Source organism: Streptomyces sp. NPDC002573 (assembly GCF_042889625.1).
GTDB classification, from domain to species: Bacteria; Actinomycetota; Actinomycetes; order Streptomycetales; family Streptomycetaceae; genus Streptomyces; species Streptomyces gibsoniae.
Map to the genome: position 1 here is coordinate 198,098 of NZ_JBIARC010000004.1, position 19,852 is coordinate 217,949.

General features: G+C 72.5%; 15 protein-coding genes and 1 pseudogene. 12 read left to right on the plus strand and 4 right to left on the minus strand.

Features of this window, described 5'->3' with window-relative positions; all coding sequences use genetic code 11:
- Position 1 precedes the first annotated feature (1 nt).
- The 9 genes from ACFYX0_RS06050 to ACFYX0_RS06090 all read left to right on the plus strand — a co-directional run bounded on the left by ACFYX0_RS06050 (position 2) and on the right by ACFYX0_RS06090 (position 13,315).
- Positions 2-1,267 carry a 6-phospho-beta-glucosidase gene (locus ACFYX0_RS06050; RefSeq protein ID WP_388966825.1) on the plus strand — a complete coding sequence of 422 codons (1,266 nt, stop codon included), beginning with the start codon at positions 2-4 and terminating at the stop codon, positions 1,265-1,267.
- Entirely contained in the window at positions 1,258-2,286 is a 1,029-nt protein-coding gene (locus ACFYX0_RS06055) for an N-acetylglucosamine kinase (RefSeq protein WP_388966828.1), read from the plus strand. Before ACFYX0_RS06050 ends, ACFYX0_RS06055 begins: the two co-directional genes overlap by 10 nt.
- A 227-nt stretch (positions 2,287-2,513) precedes the next feature.
- Positions 2,514-3,923 carry a hypothetical protein gene (locus ACFYX0_RS06060; protein ID WP_388966830.1) on the plus strand — a complete coding sequence of 470 codons (1,410 nt, stop codon included), beginning with the start codon at positions 2,514-2,516 and terminating at the stop codon, positions 3,921-3,923.
- Between the two features lie 14 nt (positions 3,924-3,937).
- Positions 3,938-4,942 carry a glutamate ABC transporter substrate-binding protein gene (locus tag ACFYX0_RS06065; protein WP_388966833.1) on the plus strand — a complete coding sequence of 335 codons (1,005 nt, stop codon included), beginning with the start codon at positions 3,938-3,940 and terminating at the stop codon, positions 4,940-4,942.
- 87 nt (positions 4,943-5,029) lie between these two features.
- The gene (locus ACFYX0_RS06070; protein WP_311697015.1) at positions 5,030-6,352 is read left to right on the plus strand and encodes a hypothetical protein; all 1,323 of its coding nucleotides are present in this window, start codon (positions 5,030-5,032) and stop codon (positions 6,350-6,352) included.
- Positions 6,349-8,991, plus strand: a complete 2,643-nt coding sequence (locus ACFYX0_RS06075; protein ID WP_388966836.1) for a tetratricopeptide repeat protein — start codon at positions 6,349-6,351, stop codon at positions 8,989-8,991. Before ACFYX0_RS06070 ends, ACFYX0_RS06075 begins: the two co-directional genes overlap by 4 nt.
- A gap of 3 nt (positions 8,992-8,994) precedes the next feature.
- Positions 8,995-10,341, plus strand: a complete 1,347-nt coding sequence (locus ACFYX0_RS06080; RefSeq protein ID WP_388966839.1) for a protein phosphatase 2C domain-containing protein — start codon at positions 8,995-8,997, stop codon at positions 10,339-10,341.
- Between the two features lie 129 nt (positions 10,342-10,470).
- On the plus strand, positions 10,471-11,820 hold the full coding sequence (locus ACFYX0_RS06085; RefSeq protein ID WP_388966841.1) for a VWA domain-containing protein: 1,350 nt from the start codon (positions 10,471-10,473) through the stop codon (positions 11,818-11,820).
- Positions 11,821-11,908: 88 nt separating this feature from the next.
- Positions 11,909-13,315 (plus strand): FHA domain-containing protein, encoded by a 1,407-nt coding sequence (locus ACFYX0_RS06090; protein ID WP_388966844.1) that lies wholly within the window; start codon positions 11,909-11,911, stop codon positions 13,313-13,315.
- 132 nt (positions 13,316-13,447) lie between these two features.
- Here ACFYX0_RS06090 and ACFYX0_RS06095 read toward each other — a convergent pair whose 3' ends face one another.
- Entirely contained in the window at positions 13,448-14,428 is a 981-nt protein-coding gene (locus tag ACFYX0_RS06095; RefSeq protein ID WP_388966847.1) for a methyltransferase domain-containing protein, read from the minus strand.
- Between the two features lie 120 nt (positions 14,429-14,548).
- Between ACFYX0_RS06095 and ACFYX0_RS06100 the strand changes: the two genes are divergently transcribed.
- A complete protein-coding gene (locus tag ACFYX0_RS06100) occupies positions 14,549-14,962 on the plus strand; it encodes a globin (protein WP_388967017.1) in 414 nt (137 codons plus the stop codon).
- Between the two features lie 59 nt (positions 14,963-15,021).
- On the opposite strand, the gene ACFYX0_RS06105 is transcribed toward ACFYX0_RS06100, so the two are convergent.
- Genes ACFYX0_RS06105 through ettA form a run of 3 tightly spaced genes read right to left on the minus strand, consistent with a single transcriptional unit; the run spans position 15,022 to position 17,786 of the window.
- Positions 15,022-15,708: a hypothetical protein gene (locus ACFYX0_RS06105; protein WP_388966850.1), complete on the minus strand. Its 687-nt coding sequence runs from the start codon at positions 15,706-15,708 to the stop codon at positions 15,022-15,024.
- On the minus strand, positions 15,705-16,115 hold the full coding sequence (locus ACFYX0_RS06110) for a thioesterase family protein (RefSeq protein ID WP_311697023.1): 411 nt from the start codon (positions 16,113-16,115) through the stop codon (positions 15,705-15,707). Before ACFYX0_RS06110 ends, ACFYX0_RS06105 begins: the two co-directional genes overlap by 4 nt.
- 6 nt (positions 16,116-16,121) lie before the next feature.
- Complete coding sequence (gene ettA / locus ACFYX0_RS06115) at positions 16,122-17,786, minus strand: energy-dependent translational throttle protein EttA (protein ID WP_355912245.1); 1,665 nt, start codon at positions 17,784-17,786, stop codon at positions 16,122-16,124.
- Between the two features lie 241 nt (positions 17,787-18,027).
- On the opposite strand from ettA, the gene ACFYX0_RS06120 reads away from it, so the two are divergent.
- Together ACFYX0_RS06120 and ACFYX0_RS06125 are read left to right on the plus strand one after the other, a co-directional pair.
- A complete protein-coding gene (locus tag ACFYX0_RS06120) occupies positions 18,028-18,546 on the plus strand; it encodes an HAD domain-containing protein (protein WP_388966853.1) in 519 nt (172 codons plus the stop codon).
- Between the two features lie 128 nt (positions 18,547-18,674).
- Positions 18,675-19,785, plus strand: a pseudogene (locus ACFYX0_RS06125) (PP2C family protein-serine/threonine phosphatase).
- Positions 19,786-19,852 lie beyond the last annotated feature (67 nt).

Below are 19,852 nucleotides of genomic sequence, written 5' to 3' on the forward strand. Positions count from 1 at the left end.
ATTGAAGCTCACCGTGGTCGGCGGAGGCTCGACCTACACACCCGAACTCGTCGACGGATTCGCACGGCTGAGGGACACCCTCCCCGTGGAGGAGCTGGTCCTCGTCGACCCGGCCACCGACCGCGTGGAGCTGGTGGGCGGGCTGGCCCGGCGCATCTTCGCCCGGCAGGGGCATCCGGGGCGCGTCGTCACGACCGACGACCTGGACCGGGCGGTCGAGGGCGCCGACGCCGTGCTGCTCCAGCTGCGCGTCGGCGGCCAGGCCGCGCGGGAGCAGGACGAGACCTGGCCGCTGGAGTGCGGCTGCGTCGGCCAGGAGACGACCGGCGCGGGCGGCCTCGCCAAGGCGCTGCGCACGGTGCCGGTGGTCCTCGACATCGCCGACCGCGTCCGCCGCGCCAACCCCGGTGCCTGGATCATCGACTTCACCAACCCGGTGGGCATCGTCACCCGTGCCCTCCTCCAGGAGGGCCACCGGGCGGTCGGGCTGTGCAACGTGGCGATCGGCTTCCAGCGGAGGTTCGCCGCGCTGCTCGGTGTCACGCCCGCCGATGTCCATCTCGACCATGTGGGGCTCAACCACCTCACCTGGGAGACAGGTGTGCGCCTCGGCGGCCCCGAGGGCGACAACGTGCTGCCCAAGCTGCTCGCCGAGCACGGGGACTCGGTCGCCGACGATCTGCGCCTGCCGCGCTCCCTCGTCGACCGCCTGGGCGTGGTCCCCTCGTACTACCTGCGCTACTACTACGCGCACGACGAGGTCGTACAGGAGCTGCGCGGCAAGCCGTCCCGGGCCGCGGAGGTCGCCGCCATGGAGCGGGAGCTGCTGGGGATGTACGCGGACCCCGCGCTCGACGAGAAGCCGGCGCTGCTGGCCAAGCGGGGCGGCGCCTACTACTCGGAGGCCGCCGTGGACCTCGCCGCGTCCCTGCTGGCCGGCGGGGGTTCGCCGTACCAGGTGGTGAACACGTACAACAACGGCACACTGCCCTTCCTGCCGGACGACGCGGTGATCGAGGTGCAGGCCGCCGTCGGAGCGCACGGACCGGCCCCCCTGCCGGTGCCCGGGGTGGACCCGCTGTACGCGGGGCTGATGGCGAACGTGACCGCGTACGAGGAACTGGCCCTGGAGGCCGCCCTGCGCGGCGGGCGCGACCGTGTCTTCCGGGCGCTGCTCGCCCACCCCCTCATCGGCCAGTACGCCTACGCCGACGCCCTCACCGACCAGCTGATCACGCACAACCGGGAGCACCTCGCGTGGGCCTGACCGCAAGCGTCCTCGCCATCGACGCGGGCAACAGCAAGACCGACGTGGCCGTCGTGGCCGCCGACGGCCGGGTGCTCGGCACCGCGCGGGGCGGGGGGTTCCGGCCGCCGGCCGTGGGCGTGGAGACGGCCGTGGGCGCCCTGGCCGACGCCGTGGCACGGGCCCTCGCCGCGGCCCGGGCCGACTCGGCCGACCATGTCTCGGCCTGTCTCGCCAACGCCGACCTCCCGGTGGAGGAGGAGCAGTTGGCGGCGGCGCTGCAAGCGCGGGGGTGGGGCAGAACGGTCGAGGTGCGCAACGACACCTTCGCCGTCCTGCGGGCCGGCGTCGCCGAGCCCCGGGGGGTGGCGGTCGTGTGCGGCGCGGGCATCAACTGCGCCGGCATGCGTCCCGACGGGCGCACCGCCCGCTTCCCCGCGCTCGGCCGTATATCCGGCGACTGGGGCGGCGGCTGGGGCCTGGCGGAGGAGGCCCTGTGGTGGGCGGCGCGCGCGGAGGACGGGCGCGGCGGACCCACGGCCCTGGCCCGCACCCTGCCCGCGCACTTCGGGCTCGGCTCCATGTACGCGCTCATCGAGGCGCTCCATCTGGAGCACATCACGCACGAACGGCGCCATGAGCTGACGCCGGTGCTGTTCGCCACGGCCGGGGAGGGCGATCCGGTGGCCCGCGCGATCGTCGACCGGCTCGCGGAGGAGGTGGTCGCGATGGCCACGGTCGCGCTGACCCGGCTGGACCTGCTCGACGAGGAGGCCCCGGTGCTGCTCGGCGGCAGCATCCTGGCCGCCCGCCATCCCCAGCTGGACGACCGGATCGGAGAACTGCTGGCCGCCCGGGCACCCAAGGCGGACCCCCGGGTGGTCACGGCCCGACCGGTGCTGGGCGCCGCGCTGCTCGGCCTGGACCACGTGGGGGCGCCGCCCGAGACGCATGCGCGCGTGCGGGCGTACTACGAAAAGAGGGCAGAAGGGACAGAGGGGGCACAGGGGGCGTACGACGAGCACGGGGCGGGCGCCTGAGCGGCCCGGGGAACCGAACGCCCGCGTATCGCGTGTTCCTGGGAGGGGGTGGTCCGGCCGGCCCCGGCGAGCCCGGCGTTCCGTACAAACACTGCGATCCGGAAACAAGATCGTATAAAGACCTGTTCGGATGCGGGTTCCGGCGGCGATACTTGCCGCCGTGCACCCGCGCCCGGTACTCGCGCCCCGGGCGGAGGTGACCGACGGATGACCATGGGGGAGGTCAAGTGACACATCCGCAGCAGGTCGGCGCGCCACCGGTGAGGCCCGCGACGCCATCCGTCACACCGGCCGCGGCGCCGGTGCCCGCACCGCGCCGCGCGGCCATCGCCGAGGGCGTGGACCGGCTGCGGGCCGTCGCCACCACCGAGCCCGGCCGGCTGCGGGTCATCGGCGCCGTGCTGGCCGTGCTCGTCGTCACCTTCGGGGCCGTCACCGCCTGGCAGATGACGGACCGTTCGAACGCCGCAGACGACGTGCTGCACAGCAGCCAGCCGCTCAGTGCCTCCGCCGCCGACATCTACCGCTCCCTCGCGGACGCCAACACCACGGCCTCCAGCGGCTTCCTGTCGGGCGGCCAGGAGCCGGTCGCGACCACCAGGCGGTACGAGAAGGACATCGAGACCGCCGCCGCCGGGCTCGTCACGGCGGCCGCCGGCACCGAGCCCGGCTCCCCCGCCGCGGACACCATCGCCAAGCTCAACAAGCTGCTCCCGCAGTACAAGGGGCTCATCGAGCGGGCCCGCGCCAACAACCGGCAGGGCTTCCCGGTGGGCGGCGCCTATCTGCGGGCCGCCAACGACGTGATGCAGCAGCAGATGCTGCCGACCGCACAGGACCTGTACACCAAGGAGAACCAGCGGCTGCGCGCCGACTACGCGGACGCGACCCCCTACCCCTGGTTCGCGATCGTCCTCGGTGCGCTCGCGCTGGCCGCCCTCGGCTGGGCCCAGCGCCGCCACTTCCTGCGCACGAACCGGGTGCTGAACCAGGGCCTGGTCGCCTCCACCGCCGCCGCCGCGATCGTGCTGCTGTGGCTGGTGGCCGGCCACAGCGTCGCCCGCGCCCGGCTCGACTCCTCCTACGACCACGGCGTCCGCTCGCTGACCGTGCTGCACGACGCGCGGATCGCCTCCCTGAACGCGCGCGGCAACGAGAACCTGACGCTGGTCAGCCGTGGCGCCGAGACCAAGCAACTGCCGGACGGCAAGGTCGAGGACGCCTACGACTACGCCTTCCAGCAGGACATGAGGACGCTGTCCGCCACGCTCACCGAGGCCGGGTCCCTCGCCGACGACCAGGCGGGCAAGGCGCCCGTGACGGCCGCCACCGGCAACATGAAGGTCTGGCAGCAGCGGCACGCGCAGGCGCGGTCCGCCGACGACGACGGCAACTACCAGGCGGCCCTGAACAAGATCATCGGCTCGAAGGCGGACCAGCCGACGGGCGAGTGCTTCGACAGCGTGGACGCGAACCTGGCGAAGGCGCTGGATCATGAGAAGAGCGAGTTCGAGCGGGCGGCGGGCGACGGACGGGGCGCGATGACCGGACTCCCGCTGGGCGCCGGGGTCCTCGCCGTGCTGGGCGCGGCGGGCGCGGTGCTGGGCATCGCGCGCAGGCTTTCGGAGTACCGGTGAGAGGGGGAGCGGCGATGGCCGTACGCCGCCTGAGGGCGAGCCTGAGGGGCTGGGGCGGGGTGGGCGCGATGGTCGTCGCCTGCGTCCTCGCTCTGGCGTTCGCGCTGTCGCTGCCGCTCGCCCGCGCGAGCCGGGACGGCTCCACGGGCACCGGCGGCCCGGGCCTCGCCGAGGCCACCCAGGCCAAGGCGGACGACTGCGGCGGACACCCCGAGCGGATGAGCCTTCCGCCGTCCGGCGCCGACACGGGCCCCACGGTCCAGGACATCAAGCGGCGCGGCTATCTGTCCGTGGGCGTCGACCAGAACAGCTACCGCTGGGGCTACCGCGACCCCAACACCCGCGGCAGCGACCTGGAGGGCTTCGACATCGATCTCGCCCACGAGATCGCACGCCAGATCCTCGGCAGCCCGGACGCCGTCCGCTTCCACGCCATTCCCACCAACCAGCGCATCCCCGCCATCCAGAGCAAGCAGGTGGACATGGTGGTGCGCACCATGACGATCACCTGCGACCGGCTGGACGAAGTCCGCTTCTCCGACCCGTACTTCGTCACCGGCCAGCAGGTCCTGGCGCCGAAGACCTCCGGCATCACCGGCTACGACAAGTCCCTCGCGGGCAAGCGGATCTGCTCCGCCTCGGGCTCCACGGCCGGCACCAGGCTGACCGAGGACAAGAAGTCCGGCCGGCTGCCCGCGTCCACCGACATCTCCACCACGGTCCCCAACCAGCTCGACTGCCTGGTCAAACTCCAACTGGGCGAGGTCGACGCGGTCGTCACCGACGGCGCGCTGGCCGCGAGCCAGGCCGCCCAGGACCCGACCGTGGAACTCAAGGGGAAGCCCTTCACGACCGAGTACTACGGAGTGGCGATGAACAAGGAGGCCAAGGACCTGGTGCAGCGGGTCAACCAGGTGCTCGTGGGCTACCTCGCGAACGGCTGGGGGGCCTCGTACACCAAGTGGCTGTCCGCGACGCTGGGTCCCGACGCGGCTGCCTCCCGGCCACCATCCTCCTGACCGGCGACCCAACCGACCTGGTACCACTGGAGAGTTGACCCGGCGCACCGGACATCGCGCGGGCACGACGAGAGCGAGAGGTGATCGATGGGCGTCACGGGACCCACCGGGCCGGTGATGGACCGGGACGAGGTGGACCGTGCGCTGGCGCGGCTCGGCGCGGAGCACGAGGCCATAGAGACCTCGCTCCTCGCCCTGCAGGACCACGCGGGCCGCAGACTCCTCGAAGGCGCCGAACTGACCGGCGTCACCAAGGAGCGCTGGACGTCGACGGAGGCGTCGATCACCCTGCTCTGGGCGTACTTCGACGCCTACACGGACGCCCTGCGCAGCGCGCGCGACATCCGCGCCCGCCGCCGCTGGTCCAGCCGCGAGGACCTGGCCGAACTGACCGAGCTGCTGCGCGGGTCGAGCGTCACCGTGGCGGGCAGCGCCACGGCGGCGGCGCACGCGCCGACAGTGGCCGGCACCGGCAGGCTGAGCGAGCAGTTCACCCTGGTCCAGCTCGTGGAACGGATGAACGAGCTGTACGCCTCCTCGCTGGACATGGTCGTCGCCGCCGACGCGGTGTGGTCGGCGCTGCCCGCCCGGATCGATTTACTGGCCGCGGAGCTGCAACGCACCCGCCGGCTCGCGCACTCCGTCGGGGTACGCCCCGGCGAGCACCCGGCGGGCGACGACCTGGAGCGGATCACCCGCACCCTGACGCGCCTGCGCGAGCAGGTGGTCTCCGACCCGCTGGCCTACTGGACCCCCGCGCAGGGCAGTTCGGCCCCCGGCGGCGGCCGGCCGGACACCGCGGTCTACGACCGTGAGGCACGCGCCCTGGAGGACGTGCGCCGGGAGATCGACGCCGTACTGACGGTCCGTCAGGACGCCGAGGCGCGGCTGGTCAAACTGCGCGACGTGCTCAGCCGCGCGGACCGCACGCTCGCCGAGGCGCGCAGTGCGCGGGGTGAGGTGCTGGCGAAGATCGCCGCGTCGGAGGTGCCCGTGGTCAGCGGCCCGCCGACCGCGCTGCAGGAACAGCTGGCGACCGCCGCCGAGTACCGCAGACACGCTCAGTGGCACCGTCTCTCACCGCTCCTGGAGTCCCTCGAGCAGCGGGCCGAGGACGAACTGCTGCGCGCCCGCGAGTCGTTGACCGCGGTCACCGCGCCGCTCGCGGTCCGCGCCGAGCTGCGCGGCCGGCTGGACGCGTACAAGGCGAAGATCGCCCGGCACGGCCTCGCGGAGGACCCGCTGCTGATCGAACGGTACGACTCGGCCCGCCGCATGCTGTGGAGCGCGCCCTGCGACCTCCGGGTCGCCGAGCAGGCGGTGCTGCGCTATCAGCAGGCCGCCGCCGAACAGCTGGGCCAGCGTGTGCCCCGGCAGGGCGAGCCGGTGGACCGGAGGGGGGAAGCATGAGTCAGGCAGGACAGACGTGCCAGCGGCCCGGCTGCGAGGGCTCGTACGAGGACATGGGCGGCGGCGAGCTGTACTGCGACACGTGCGGTCTGGCGCCGGTCGTCTCGGCGAAGGGCGCGCTCGGCTCGGTGGCCACGGGTGCCTCCGCGGGCGGCCGGGACTCCGGCGGTCCCGGCGGCGAGGGCTCGCGGCCCAGTTCCCGTACGTCGTCGCGGTCGTCCCGCTCGTCGCAGTCCCGGCGCTCGGTGTCGGGGCGGCTCACGGGCAGGTCCACCGGCCGCTCGGTGTCCGTGCGCAGCTCCGGTTCCACGAGCGGGAGTTCGGGGCGCAGCCGCCTCGGTCTCGGTCTGGTGCAGGTCCCGGACGTGCCGCGGCCCGACCCCCGGGCGATGGTGCTGGAGAACCCCGAGGTGCCCGAGCGCAAGCGCTTCTGCTCGCGCTCCGACTGCGGGGTGCCGGTGGGGCGCTCCCGCGGCGACCGCGCGGGACGCACGGAAGGGTTCTGCACGAAGTGCGGCCACCCATACTCGTTCGTGCCGAAGCTGCACGCCGGGGACATCGTGCACGGCCAGTACGAGGTCGTGGGCTGTCTCGCGCACGGCGGGCTCGGCTGGATCTATCTGGCGGTGGACCGCGCGGTCTCCGACCGGTGGGTCGTCCTCAAGGGCCTGCTGGACACCGGCGACCAGGACGCGATGGCCGCCGCGATCTCCGAGCGGCGGTTCCTGGCGGAGATCGAGCACTCCAACATCGTGCGCATCTACAACTTCGTGGAGCATCTCGACCAGCGCACCGGCTCGCTCGACGGCTACATCGTCATGGAGTACGTCGGCGGCAAGTCGCTGAAGGAGATCGCCAACGAGCGCCGCGCCTCCGACGGACGACGCGATCCGCTGCCGGTGGAGCAGGCGTGCGCCTACGGCATCGAGGCCCTGGAGGCGCTCGGCCATCTGCACAGCCGCAACCTGCTGTACTGCGACTTCAAGGTCGACAACGCGATCCAGACCGAGGACCAGCTCAAGCTGATCGACATGGGCGCGGTGCGCCGGATGGACGACGACGAGTCGGCCATCTACGGCACCGTGGGCTACCAGGCGCCCGAGGTCGCGGAGGTCGGCCCCTCGGTGGCGAGCGACCTCTACACGGTCGCGCGCACCCTCGCGGTGCTCACCTTCGACTTCCCGGGCTACACCACCGTCCATGTGGACTCGCTGCCCGACCCCGCGACCGTGGAGGTCTTCCGCCGCTACGAGTCCTTCTACCGGCTGCTGGTCCGCGCCACCGACCCCGACCCCGCTCGGCGGTTCGCCTCCGCGCAGGAGATGTCGGAACAGCTGACCGGAGTGCTGCGCGAGGTCGTCGCCCTCCAGACGGGCCGCCCCCGGCCCGCCCTGTCGACGCTGTTCGGGCCCGAACTGAAGGTCACGGACACGGAGTTGTTCCCACGACTGGACGGGGACGTCTCTCGGCTCGGGGCGCGGGTGGTGCCCGCGCGGCGCCGCGGCACCGCGCGGACCGCGGTGGCGCACCCGGGGAGCGGAGCTCAGGGCGCGGTCGCGGGGACCGCCGGGACGCCGGCCGCCGCCGTGGTCTCCGCGGCCGTCGTCTCCGCGGCCGCTGTCCCTGCCGCCGGTTCTCCGAGAGGGGACGCAGGCGCGGGCAGGCCGGGCACCCGGAATCCCGGATCCTCGGTCGCCGTCAAGACCGTCGACACCGCCGCCACGGCGCTCGCCCTGCCGGTGCCCCTGGTCGACCCGAGCGACCCCAACGCCGGTTTCCTGGCGGGTCTCATGGCCTCCGCTCCCGCGGAGCTGATCACGGCGCTGAACGCCGCGCCCGTGCCCTCCCCGGAGCTGCTGCTGCGCGAGCTGCGCGCCCGGCTGGAGATGGGCGAGACGGACAGCGCCGGGCAGGCGCTCACGGCCCTGGAGGCGGACCACCCCGACGACTGGCGGGTGGTCTGGTACCGCGGGGTCACCGCGCTCGTGACCGGCGACCACGAGGCCGCCGCGCTCTCCTTCGAGGCGGTCTACGACGCCTTCCCCGGCGAGCCCTCCCCGAAGCTGGCGCTCGGTCTGTGCGCGGAGGTCCTCGGCCAGCTCGACAACGCGGCCGAGTACTACGGGCTCGTGTGGACCACCGACCCCAGCTATGTGAGTTCGGCGTTCGGTCTGGCCCGCGTCCAGCTCGCCTCCGGTGACCGCCACGAGGCGGTACGCACCCTGGAGTCCGTGCCGGAGGCGTCCATCCACTACACCGCGGCCCGGGTCGCCGCCGTACGGGCGCGGCTGCGGCAGCGCACGAACCACGGGCCCGACCCGGCCTTCCTGGACGACCTCGTGGCCGCTGCGGGGCAGGTCCAGGCGCTGGAGGCGTACGGCCTGGACGCCGTACGCCGCGAGGAGTTGTCCACAGAGGTCCTCGGCTGCGCCCTGGACTGGGTACTCTCCGGTAGCCAGGGTTCCGCACCGTCCGCGGCGGGCGGCCGGGCGCTGCTCGGCAGTGATCTCGACGAGCGCGGCCTCCGCTTCGGCCTGGAGCGCTCGTACCGGACGCTGGCCAGGCTCGCCCAGGGCGGCGAGGAGAGGATCGACCTGGTGGAACGTGCCAACTGTTACCGCCCCCGGACGTGGGTGTGATCGATGACCCAGATGCCCCAGCCGAAGGCCCTTTCACGGTGCCCCAGTTGTGAGGAGCCCCTCGAGTCGGGCGACCGCTACTGCGGCGCCTGCGGGTACGACCTGTCGGTGGTGCCCGCCCCGCCGTCGGACGCCCCGACCCTGACGATGAACGGCACGGTGCCGCGCCCGGCCTCCCCGGCCGCCCCGGTCGACTGGCCCAGCGCGCCGCCGGCGGGCGGCCCGGAGACGTCCGCCCCGGTGCACCTGCCGACAGACCTCGCGGGCACCGACTCCGCCGACTCGCATCTGCCCGCGGCGGCCCCGGCCCAGGGCGCCTCCCGGGGCGTACGGTTCGATCGCCCCTCTGAGCCGGACGACTACCCGCTCGCGGCGCCCCAGCCGGTCGACCCGCGCACGGCGCCCCCGGCGGCGCCCGCGGCCCCCGCCGCCGAGCCGAAGTTCTGTGTGGCCTGCCGCACCGGCAGGGTGGACGGCGACGGCTACTGCGAGCACTGCGGTCACGCCCAGCCGCGCGAACGGGACCACATGGAGGAGGAGTCGGGCCCGGTCGCCGCGATCAGCGACCGAGGTCTGCGCCACCACCGCAACGAGGACGCCTTCGCGCTCTCCCGGTCCGCGCTGCCCGACGGCTCGCCCGCGCTCGTCGCGGTCGTCTGCGACGGGGTGTCCTCGGCGACCCGCCCCGACGACGCCTCCCTCGCCGCCGCCCGGACCGCGAACGAGTCGCTCCTCGCGGCCCTGCCCCTCGGCACGCACCCTCAGCAGGCTATGCACGACGCGATCGTCGCCGCCTCGCACGCCGTCAACGCGCTGGCCACGGAGCCGGAGACGGCCGAGGAGCACACCCCGCACCAGAACGCCCCCGCCTGCACCCTCGTCAGCGTCGTGGTCACCGCGAGCCTGCTCGTCGTCGGCTGGGTCGGGGACAGTCGCGCCTACTGGGTCCCGGTGGACCCCGGCGCTCCCCCGGCCCGCCTCACCGAGGACGACTCCTGGGCCGCCCAGATGGTCGCCGCGGGTCTGATGAGCGAGGCCGAGGCCTACGCCGACGAGCGCGCCCACGCGATCACCGGCTGGCTCGGCGCGGACGCGTACGAACTGGAGCCGCACACCGCCGCGTTCAAGCCGGACCGGCCGGGTGTGGTGGTCGTGTGCACGGACGGTCTGTGGAACTACGCGGAGTCCGCCGAGGAGATGGCCGAGGTGGTGCCGTCCGACGCGGAGCACCGGCCGCTGCACGCCGCCCGGGTGCTGCTGGGCCACGCCCTGGACGGCGGGGGCCACGACAACGTAACAGTGGCGGTCCTCCCGTTCCCGGCCCTGTCGCAGAGGGCAGGATCCGCCTGACGGGTGTCCCGTGTCCCGGGCGCCCGTACGTACGGCCGGCCGGACCGGCCGCGCAGGACCGGAGGGGACCGGTCCGCAACCAGTCATCGCCCCACACCGGTGGGGTCCTCGAGGGGGATCAGAGTAGGCATGGCCAATTTCTCGAAGTCGAACGTGCCGCAGTTCTCGGTGGACGTGTACCAGAACGAGTACCTGCCGGAGGGCGGCCGCGAGGTCAACGCCATCGTGACGGTCTCGGCGACCGGCGGCGGCACGGCCGCGGGCACGGTCGGGGCGCCCCATCCGCACACGGCGGCGGGGCAGGGACCGAGCGCGGCCGTGGCGATCATGGTCGACTGCTCGGGGTCCATGGACTACCCGCCGACCAAGATGCGCAACGCGCGCGACGCGACGGCCGCGGCCATCGACACCCTGCGCGACGGCGTGCACTTCGCGGTGATCGGCGGCACCCATGTGGCCAAGGAGGTCTATCCGGGCGGCGGGCGGCTCGCCGTCGCCGGCGCGACCACCCGCGACCAGGCCAAGCAGGCGCTGCGCAAGCTCGGCGCGGGCGGCGGCACCGCGATCGGCACCTGGCTGCGGCTGGCCGACCGGCTGCTGTCCTCGGCGGACGTCTCCATACGTCACGGCATCCTGCTCACCGACGGCCGCAACGAGCACGAGTCGCCCGAGGACCTGAGGGCCGCGCTGGACGCCTGCGCCGGCCGTTTCACCTGTGACGCACGCGGCGTGGGCACCGACTGGGAGGTCAAGGAGGTCACCGGGATCGCCTCCGCGCTGCTCGGCACCGCCGACATCGTCGCCGATCCGGCCGGCCTGGCCGCCGACTTCACGGGGATGATGGAGACGGCCATGGGCAAGGAGGTGGCGGATGTCTCGCTGCGGCTGTGGACGCCGGTCGGCACGGAGATCAAGTTCGTCAAGCAGGTGGCTCCCACCGTCGAGGACCTGACGGACCGGCGGACGGAGGCGGGACCGCGCGCCGGCGACTACCCCACGGGGTCCTGGGGCGACGAGTCCCGCGACTACCACGTGTGCGTCCAGGTTCCGGCCGCGAACATCGGCCAGGAGATGCTGGCCGCCCGGGTGTCCCTGGTGATCCCGCGCAGCGACGGCACCGCGGAGAGCCTCGGCGCCCAGGGACTCGTACGGGCCGTGTGGACCGACGACATGACGGCCTCCACGTCCATCAACGCCCAAGTCGCCCACTACACAGGACAGGCCGAACTGGCGCAAGTCATCCAACAGGGAATAGACCTGCGCAAAGCGGGCGATTTCGATGGGGCAACGGCCAAGTTGGGCAGGGCGGTTCAACTCGCCAGCGCCTCGGGAAACGCGGATACTGCGAAACTGCTTGCGAAGGTGGTGGACGTGGTCGACGCCGCGACAGGTACTGTGCGACTGAAGACAAAGGTCACGGAGGCCGACGAGATGACACTCGAGACCCGGTCCACAAAGACTGTTCGTGTAAAGAAGTAGTACGTCCGACAACAGCGAGCCCGGCCCCCGGGGGCCGGAGAACCACACCGGTCCTGGGGACCGGGGAAGGAGAGGGGGAAGCGCCGACATGCCGACCTGCCCGAACGGACACCAGTCGGGTTCCGACGACTGGTGCGAGGTCTGCGGTCACCGTATGGCCGGTGCCGTACCCCCGCCGCCTCCACCGCCACCCACCGGTTACGGCTATCCGCCGCCGGCCTCGCCGCCCCAGGGCGCGGGCGGCCGGCCCGGAGGACGCCCGCTGTCCGCCGAGCCGGAACTCTGCCCGCAGTGCCGTACGCCCCGCGAGGGCGGCGCGCCCTTCTGCGAGGAGTGCCGGTGGAACTTCCTGACCAACACGGCGACCTCGTACACCCCCGCCGCACCGCGCCCGCCGGCGCCGAACCCGGGGCTGCGCTACCAGCAGGGCGGCCAGACCGGCCCCGGGGCCGACCCGTTCGACTACGAGCGCTCCCGGCCGTCCCAGGTGAACCGGCCCGCTGAGCCGATACCGCCGGGCCCGCCGTTCGGCAGCGAGCCGTCCGGCCCGACGGGCTTCGGCCAGGGCCCGTCGCGCCCATCCGGCTTCGGAAACGATTCGTCTCGCCCGTCCGGCTTCGGGAACGACGCCTCGCGGCCGTCCCCGTTCGGTACGGATCCGTCGCGTCCGGTTCCGCCGCCGCCCGCGCCCACGTCCGGTGGTTCCCGGGGCCCCGGTGGTCTCCCTGGCCCCAGCGGGCCCGGTGGCCAGGGTGGTCCGGGTGCTCCCGGCGGTTTCGGTGGTCAGGGCGGCCCCGGCAGTCAGAGTGGCCCCGGAGCGTACCAGCAGAGCGGCGCGCCCACCGCGTTCCAGCGGCCCGGCCGGCAGGCCCCGCCGCCGACGCAGGGCGGTTTCCCGCCGCCCGCCCCGCCGCAGTCCGGCGGCCCGTCCTTCGGCGGCGGTGACGACGACTGGGTGATCTCCCCGCCCGCGTCCTCCCAGGCGCCCGGCGGCCCCGGCCCCGTCGGCAACCAGGGCGGTGGCTACGGCTATCCGCAGCCCGGTTCCGCCCAGGCCCCGCCGCCGCCCGGTCCCTACGAGCAGCAGCCGGTGACCTGGACCGCGACCATCGGTCCGGACCGCGAGTACTTCATGGCGATGATGCAGCGCTCCGGCCCCGAGGCCGCGGGCCTGAACCTGCCGGCGTACTCCCCGGAGCAGCGGCGCACCCTCACCGGCAACCAGGTCACCATCGGCCGTCGCCGCCACTCCACCGGCGACACCCCCGACATCGACCTGTCGGTTCCGCCGGAGGACCCGGGCGTCTCGCACCAGCACGCGATGCTGGTCCAGCAGCCGGACGGCTCCTGGGCGGTCGTCGACCAGAACTCGACGAACGGCACCACGGTCAACGGCGGCGAGGAGCCTATCCAGCCCTTCGTGCCCATACCCCTCCAGGACGGGGACCGGGTGCACGTGGGCGCGTGGACGACGATCACGGTCCGCCGGGGCTGAGCGACACCACGGTCGCCGTACGCGTGCGGGGCGGGTCAGAACCCCGTACGCGTACGGGGACGTGAGAAGTCCTCGTACGCGTACGCGGCCCCGCCCCATCGGTCCTGTCGGCCCCGTCTGCCCTGTCGGTCCTCAGGACAACGGCCAGGCGTACGGCCCTTCCGGATCGTCCAGCCAGGACCAGGAGCGGTCGCCGCTGACAGTGACGCCGAACCGGTCCCGTTCGGGATGCCGCTCCTGCTCCCACAGCGTGTACGCCTCGTACGCGGTGAGAGCGTGCCGCGTAAGGGCCAGCAGGAACCGGAACAGCTCGTCGCCGCGGGCCCGGCGCGGCAGTCCGCCCAGGTCCTGGAGCTCCGGCTCGGAGGGGGTGCCGTCGCGCAGCGGCACGAAGTAGGCGGGCGTCTGCAGAAAACGCCCCTCGGCATGCCCGGCGTCCCGCACCCGCATCACGATCAGCCCGGTCGCCAGGGGCGCGAGGATCCGCGCACCCGGGCGGCACTGTGCGAGCCAGGCGTCCGGGATCGTGTGCAGCGCACAGGTGGCGATGATCCGGTCGAAGGGGGCGCGCTCCGGCACGCCGCGCGCGCCGTCGCCCGTGACCACCGTCGGCCGGTACCCCGCGTCCGCCAGCTGCCGCCTGGCGGCGTCGGTGATCTCCGGGTCGAGGTCGACGGTGGTGACCAGCCCGTCACCGAGGCGGTGGCAGAGCAGCGCCGCGTTGTACCCGGTGCCGGTGCCGATCTCCAGGACGGCGTTCCCGTCCTCGACCTCCAGCTCGGCCAGCATCTGCGCCATCAGGGAGGGCTGGCTGCTGGAGGAGAGCAGTTCCCCCTCGTGCACCCGGGTGGCCAGCGGGGCGTCCTCGTAGGCGCCGCGCAGCCACTGCTCCCGGCGCTCCGGGTCGGACTCGTCGCACCGTCTGCGCTCGTAGCCGCCTGTGACACCGATGTAGTAGTACGGCACGAAGAGATGACGCGGCACCGCCTCGAACGCCTCCCGCCAGACGGGGTCGGCGGCCCAGGCTCCGCTCGCGTCGATCTCCCGTACGAGTTCCGCCCGCGCCGAGGCGGCGAGGTCCTGAAGAGCGTGATCGAGGGCGTGCGCGGCCATGTCTCCACTGTGCTGCGGAAGGCGGCCCGGAGGCGAACCTCCTCCCCGGCGACCGCCCGGCGGGAGCCCGGCCGGCGGCTGGTCCTAGGCCTGGAGACCTCGGTCGCCGCGTCTGAGACCATGGAGCGTGTGAAAGAGATTCGGCGCGGCACGCTTCAGGAGCAGACCTTCTACGAGCAGGTCGGCGGGGAGGAGACCTTCCGCCGTCTCGTGCACCGTTTCTACGAGGGGGTGGCCGAGGACCCGATCCTGCGGCCCATGTACCCGGAGGAGGACCTCGGCCCGGCCGAGGAGCGCATGACCCTCTTCCTGATCCAGTACTGGGGCGGCCCGAGCACGTACAGCGAGAAGCGCGGCCACCCCCGTCTGCGGATGCGGCACGCCCCGTTCACCGTGGACCAGGCCGCCCACGACGCCTGGCTGAGGCGTATGCGTGTGGCCATCGACGAACTCGGTCTGTCCGAGGAGCACACGACCACGCTGTGGAACTACCTGACATACGCGGCGGCGTCGATGGTGAACACCCCGGAGTGACGCTCCGGGGGTCTTCGCTCCCCGGTCCGGGGGCGCTGCGGGCGCCCCGTCCCGCTCGGTCAGCGGACGCTGACGTCCAGGGCGCCCAGTCCCGCCCGGCGCACGGCGACCGACCCGTACGGCGTGCGCAGTCTGAGCCACGCCCCCGACGAGAACAGGACCGACGGCTCGTCGCGCGGTGCCTGCGGCACGGGCCGCAGAAAGCCGAGTGACTGGGCCGCGTGCACGGCCCGCACCGGAAGCCCCGTGTCCCCCACCGTGCGGGACCAGATCTCCCGGCCGACCCGGTCGAGCGCGGCGCGTGTGCGCTGCTCGGGGGCCAACTCCTCGGCACGGGAGCGGAACTCGGCCACCGCCGCGGCCACGGTCCCCCGCAGCGCGTCGGGCGCCGGCAGTCCGGACACCGGCTGCCAGCCGCCGCGCGGGGGCAGGACCCCGGCCCACGGCGGTCCGGTGACGGCGGCGGGCACGGCGAGCGTGGCCGTCGACTCGTCCACGGACTCCAGGAGTTCCCCGGCCGAGACGGTCGTGTCGAGCCCGTCGTCCAGCCCGTTCTCGTACGGTTTGGCGAGCCGCACCGCACGGACCGCGAGCACCTCGAACGACGGCGGCCGCCCGAACACGGCCAGCGTCGTCCCGGCCGCCTGCAGACGCACCGCGGCGCCGCGGTCGTAGTGGATCAGCCTGGCCAGGAAGGCGGCGAGATCCGCCGCCTCCCCGTCGTCGACGAGGTGGAGGACCGTCATGCGGCGACGGCCTCCTCCTCGTCGTCCTGGTACTCCCGGAGGAACTCGCGCTCCTCCTCGGTGATCCGGCGCGGCCGCTGCCGTTCGAAGTCGAACGGCACGACCACCGTGGAGGCCCGGACATAGATCTGGTCCGGGTCCTTCACCTCGTAGGCGATGGTGAAGGACGCGGCCTTGACCTCCGTGACCCACAGCTCGATGTCCACCGGCTCATGCCGGTGGACCAGCTGCCGCTTGTAGTCGATCTCGTGGCGCGCCACCACGGACCCCTGCTGGAACTGCTTGTCCGGGCGGCGCAGGAAGTCGATACGGGCCTCCTCCAGGTAGCGGAGGAACACGGCGTTGTTGACGTGACCGTATGCGTCCATGTCCGCCCAGCGCAGCGGGCAGCGGTAGAGGTACCGCAAGTTCGATCAGCCCCGGGTCAGCTTCTTGTAGGTGGCACGGTGCGGACGGGCCGCGTCCGCGCCGAGCCGCTCGATCTTGTTCTTCTCGTACGACTCGAAGTTGCCCTCGAACCAGAACCACCGGGACTCGCCCTCGTAGGCGAGGATGTGCGTGGCCACGCGGTCCAGGAACCACCGGTCGTGGGAGACGACGACGGCACAGCCGGGGAACTCCAGCAGCGCGTTCTCCAGCGAGGAGAGCGTCTCCACGTCCAGGTCGTTGGTCGGCTCGTCGAGGAGCAGCAGGTTGCCGCCCTGCTTCAGGGTGAGCGCGAGGTTGAGGCGGTTGCGCTCACCGCCGGAGAGCACACCGGCCGGCTTCTGCTGGTCCGGGCCCTTGAAGCCGAACGCGGACACATACGCGCGCGACGGCATCTCGACCTGGCCGACGTTGATGTAGTCGAGCCCGTCGGACACGACCTCCCACAGCGTCTTCTTCGGATCGATGTTCTCGCGGCTCTGGTCGACGTACGAGATCTTGACGGTCTCGCCGACCTTGATGTCACCGGAGTCCGGGGTCTCCAGACCCTGGATCATCTTGAACAGCGTGGTCTTGCCCGCGCCGTTCGGACCGATGACACCGACGATGCCGTTGCGCGGCAGGGTGAAGCTGAGGCCGTCGACGAGGACCTTCTCGCCGAACGCCTTGTTCAGCTTGTCGACCTCGACCACGACGTTGCCCAGACGCGGGCCCGGCGGGATCTGGATCTCCTCGAAGTCCAGCTTCCGCATCTTGTCGGCCTCGGCGGCCATCTCCTCGTAGCGGGCCAGTCGCGCCTTGGACTTGGCCTGCCGCCCCTTGGCGTTGGAGCGGACCCACTCCAGCTCTTCCTTCAGGCGCTTCTGCCGCTTGGCGTCCTTCTGGCCCTCGACCTTGAGGCGGGTGGCCTTGGTCTCGAGGTACTTGGAGTAGTTGCCCTCGTAGCCGTGCAGGCGGCCCCGGTCCACCTCGCAGATCCACCCGGCGACGTTGTCCAGGAAGTAGCGGTCGTGGGTGACCGCCACGACGGTGCCCTCGTACTTGGCCAGGTGCTGCTCCAGCCAGTTCACGGACTCGGCGTCGAGGTGGTTGGTGGGCTCGTCGAGCAGCAGCAGGTCGGGCTGCTCCAGCAGGAGCTTGCACAGCGCGACGCGGCGCTTCTCACCACCGGAGAGGTTGGTGACGGGCCAGTCGCCGGGCGGGCAGCCCAGGGCGTCCATGGCCTGCTCCAGCTGGGAGTCCAGGTCCCACGCGTTGGCGTGGTCGAGGTCCTCCTGGAGCCTGCCCATCTCCTCCATCAGCTCGTCGGTGTACTCGACCGCCATCTGCTCGGCGATCTCGTTGAACCGGTCGAGCTTGCCCTTGATCTCGGCGACACCCTCCTGGACGTTCTCCAGGACGGTCTTCTCCTCGTTGAGCGGAGGCTCCTGGAGGAGGATGCCGACGGTGTAGCCGGGCGTGAGGAACGCGTCACCGTTGGACGGCTGCTCAAGACCGGCCATGATCTTGAGGACAGTCGACTTGCCGGCGCCGTTCGGGCCGACGACGCCGATCTTGGCACCCGGCAGGAAGCTCAGGGTGACGTCGTCGAGGATCACCTTGTCGCCGTGCGCTTTGCGCGCCTTGCGCATGGTGTAAATGAACTCAGCCAAGAGAAACCGTCCGGCAGCTTGAATCTGGCAGTGGGCAGATACACCCCATCTTGCCTGACCGCCACCCCTGAGCGGAAACCCGTTGGACCCGGGGGCGCTGACCTGGGATTCCGCTGCTGCCGACGGTGGCTGGCCCGTCACTGCCGGTCGCCGCCGAGCGCCTTCGGGCGCCCTCGCGCGGCCCGGGGACGGCCCAGGGGCGAGAGCGTCATCCCCGCCGCGGCCGGGCTGTCGTGCCGCTGTGACAAGCGCAGCGGAGCGCCCCATCCTCTTCCTCGACGTCGACGGTCCACTCATCCCGTTCGGAACGTCGTCCGGTCACCGCCAGGCTGCTGCTTCCGACTCCTCGTCGTCCCTCGATCAGGGGAATCCGCTGCTTGAGCGGCTTGACCCCGGCATTGGGCCGCGCCTCATGGCCCTGGACTGCCATCTCGTGTGGGCCTCGACATGGATGCAAGAGGCGAACGAGGCCGTCGCCCCGCGCATCGGACTGCCGAGGCTGCCCGTCGTGGAGTGGCCGGACGCCTGCGCCGACGCCGGTCCGCGCGGCCTGCACTGGAAGACCCGCCACCTCGTCGAGTGGGCCGACGGTCGGCCGTTCATCTGGGTCGACGACGAGATCGGCGCCATGGATCGTCAGTGGGTCGCTGCGAGCCGTCCTGCGCCGTCACTGCTTCATCACGTCGACCAGACCAAAGGCCTCCAGGACGCCGACTTCTCCGCGCTCGCCGGTTGGCTCCGTGCCGCTACGCGGAGATGAGCACCGCTTCAGGAGTTCGGGCAACGGGGGACGGCGAGCCGCTGATGCCCGCCCGCCGGCGCGCCAGCTGTGACACTCCGCTCTTATCGTGGAAAGACAGACAGCGGCGGCGGCAAGGCAGGAACGTCATGTCGGAACCGGAGGTCGACTACGCGGCGGTGTTCCAGGCCCTCCCCGGGGCGGTGGCGTTGCTGACCCGGAGCTGATCTTCGTGGACGCCAACACGGAGTTCTTGCGGATCCGGGGCCTCACCCACGAGCAACTCGTCGGTCGCTACCTGCCCGAGGACCGCCCCGCCCACGACCGGTCTTTCCTGCTCAAGATTTGGCGTCACTAGGGCGGGTGGCCGATACCGGTGAGCGCGACACACTGGCGCTGGAGCGCCACGATGTGCCGGACCCCGATCGGCCCGGGGTGTGGCACGAGCGGTATTGGACCCTGACCAACGTTCCCGTCTTCGGCCCGGATGGGCGGTTGGCGCTGTTGCTGCGCCGGGTTGAGGAAGTCACCGAAATCACCGAACTCATCCGCGCCCGTGAAGGCGCCCTGACCTTGCAGGAAGACATGCTGCCCGCTCCCCGCCCGGTCGGTCGGCACCCGGCGGCCGTACGCTACCGGCCCGCCGCCGAAGCGCTGAATGTGGCCGGCGACTGGTACGACCTGATCGACCTGCCCGGCGACCGCATCGCCGTCGCCGTCGGCGACGTCGTCGGCCACGGCCTGCCCGCGGCCGGCGTCATGGGACAACTGCGCAGCGCCCTCAGCGCCGCCTCCCTCGTCGCCCAAGGCCCCGCCCGCGCCCTGGAAACCGTCGGGCTGTACGCCCGCACCGTCGACGGCGCCGAGAACACCACCGTGGCCACGGCATTCATCGACTGGGACACCCGCACCATCACCTACAGCAGCGCCGGCCACCCCCCACCCGCGCTCCTGCGGAGGGACGGGACCGTCGAGTTCCTGGACCAGGCCACCGACCCCCCACTGGCCGCCCGTCCTGAACACGCCCCTCGGCCCCAGGCTGTCGCGGCCTTCCGCGAGGACGCCGTCCTCGCGCTCTACACCGACGGCCTGGGCGAACGCCGCGGAGGAGACATCGACACCGGCCTCGCCCGGCTCGCCGACTCCCTGGCCCGCCCCCAGGCAGACGACCCCGAAACCCTCGCCGACGCCGTGCTCAACGACCTGCTCCCACCCGGAGACGCCACCGACGACACCGCCCTGGTCATCGTGCGCCTGTGAACCCCGCCTCCACTTCTGCCTTGTCGGCGTCTTTCTCCGTCGGGCAAGCCGCCTGAGGGTGATCGAC

Bases quoted from the DNA above. Each gene is read 5' to 3' on its own strand.
- ACFYX0_RS06095 (WP_388966847.1), bottom strand. From the start codon at position 14,428: ATGGCCGCGCACGCCCTCGATCACGCTCTTCAGGACCTCGCCGCCTCG.
- ACFYX0_RS06085 (WP_388966841.1), top strand. From the start codon at position 10,471: ATGGCCAATTTCTCGAAGTCGAACGTGCCGCAGTTCTCGGTGGACGTG.
- ACFYX0_RS06080 (WP_388966839.1), top strand. From the start codon at position 8,995: ATGACCCAGATGCCCCAGCCGAAGGCCCTTTCACGGTGCCCCAGTTGT.
- ACFYX0_RS06105 (WP_388966850.1), bottom strand. From the start codon at position 15,708: ATGACGGTCCTCCACCTCGTCGACGACGGGGAGGCGGCGGATCTCGCC.
- ACFYX0_RS06090 (WP_388966844.1), top strand. From the start codon at position 11,909: ATGCCGACCTGCCCGAACGGACACCAGTCGGGTTCCGACGACTGGTGC.
- ACFYX0_RS06070 (WP_311697015.1), top strand. From the start codon at position 5,030: ATGGGCGTCACGGGACCCACCGGGCCGGTGATGGACCGGGACGAGGTG.
- ACFYX0_RS06065 (WP_388966833.1), top strand. From the start codon at position 3,938: ATGGCCGTACGCCGCCTGAGGGCGAGCCTGAGGGGCTGGGGCGGGGTG.
- ACFYX0_RS06075 (WP_388966836.1), top strand. From the start codon at position 6,349: ATGAGTCAGGCAGGACAGACGTGCCAGCGGCCCGGCTGCGAGGGCTCG.
- ACFYX0_RS06100 (WP_388967017.1), top strand. From the start codon at position 14,549: ATGGAGCGTGTGAAAGAGATTCGGCGCGGCACGCTTCAGGAGCAGACC.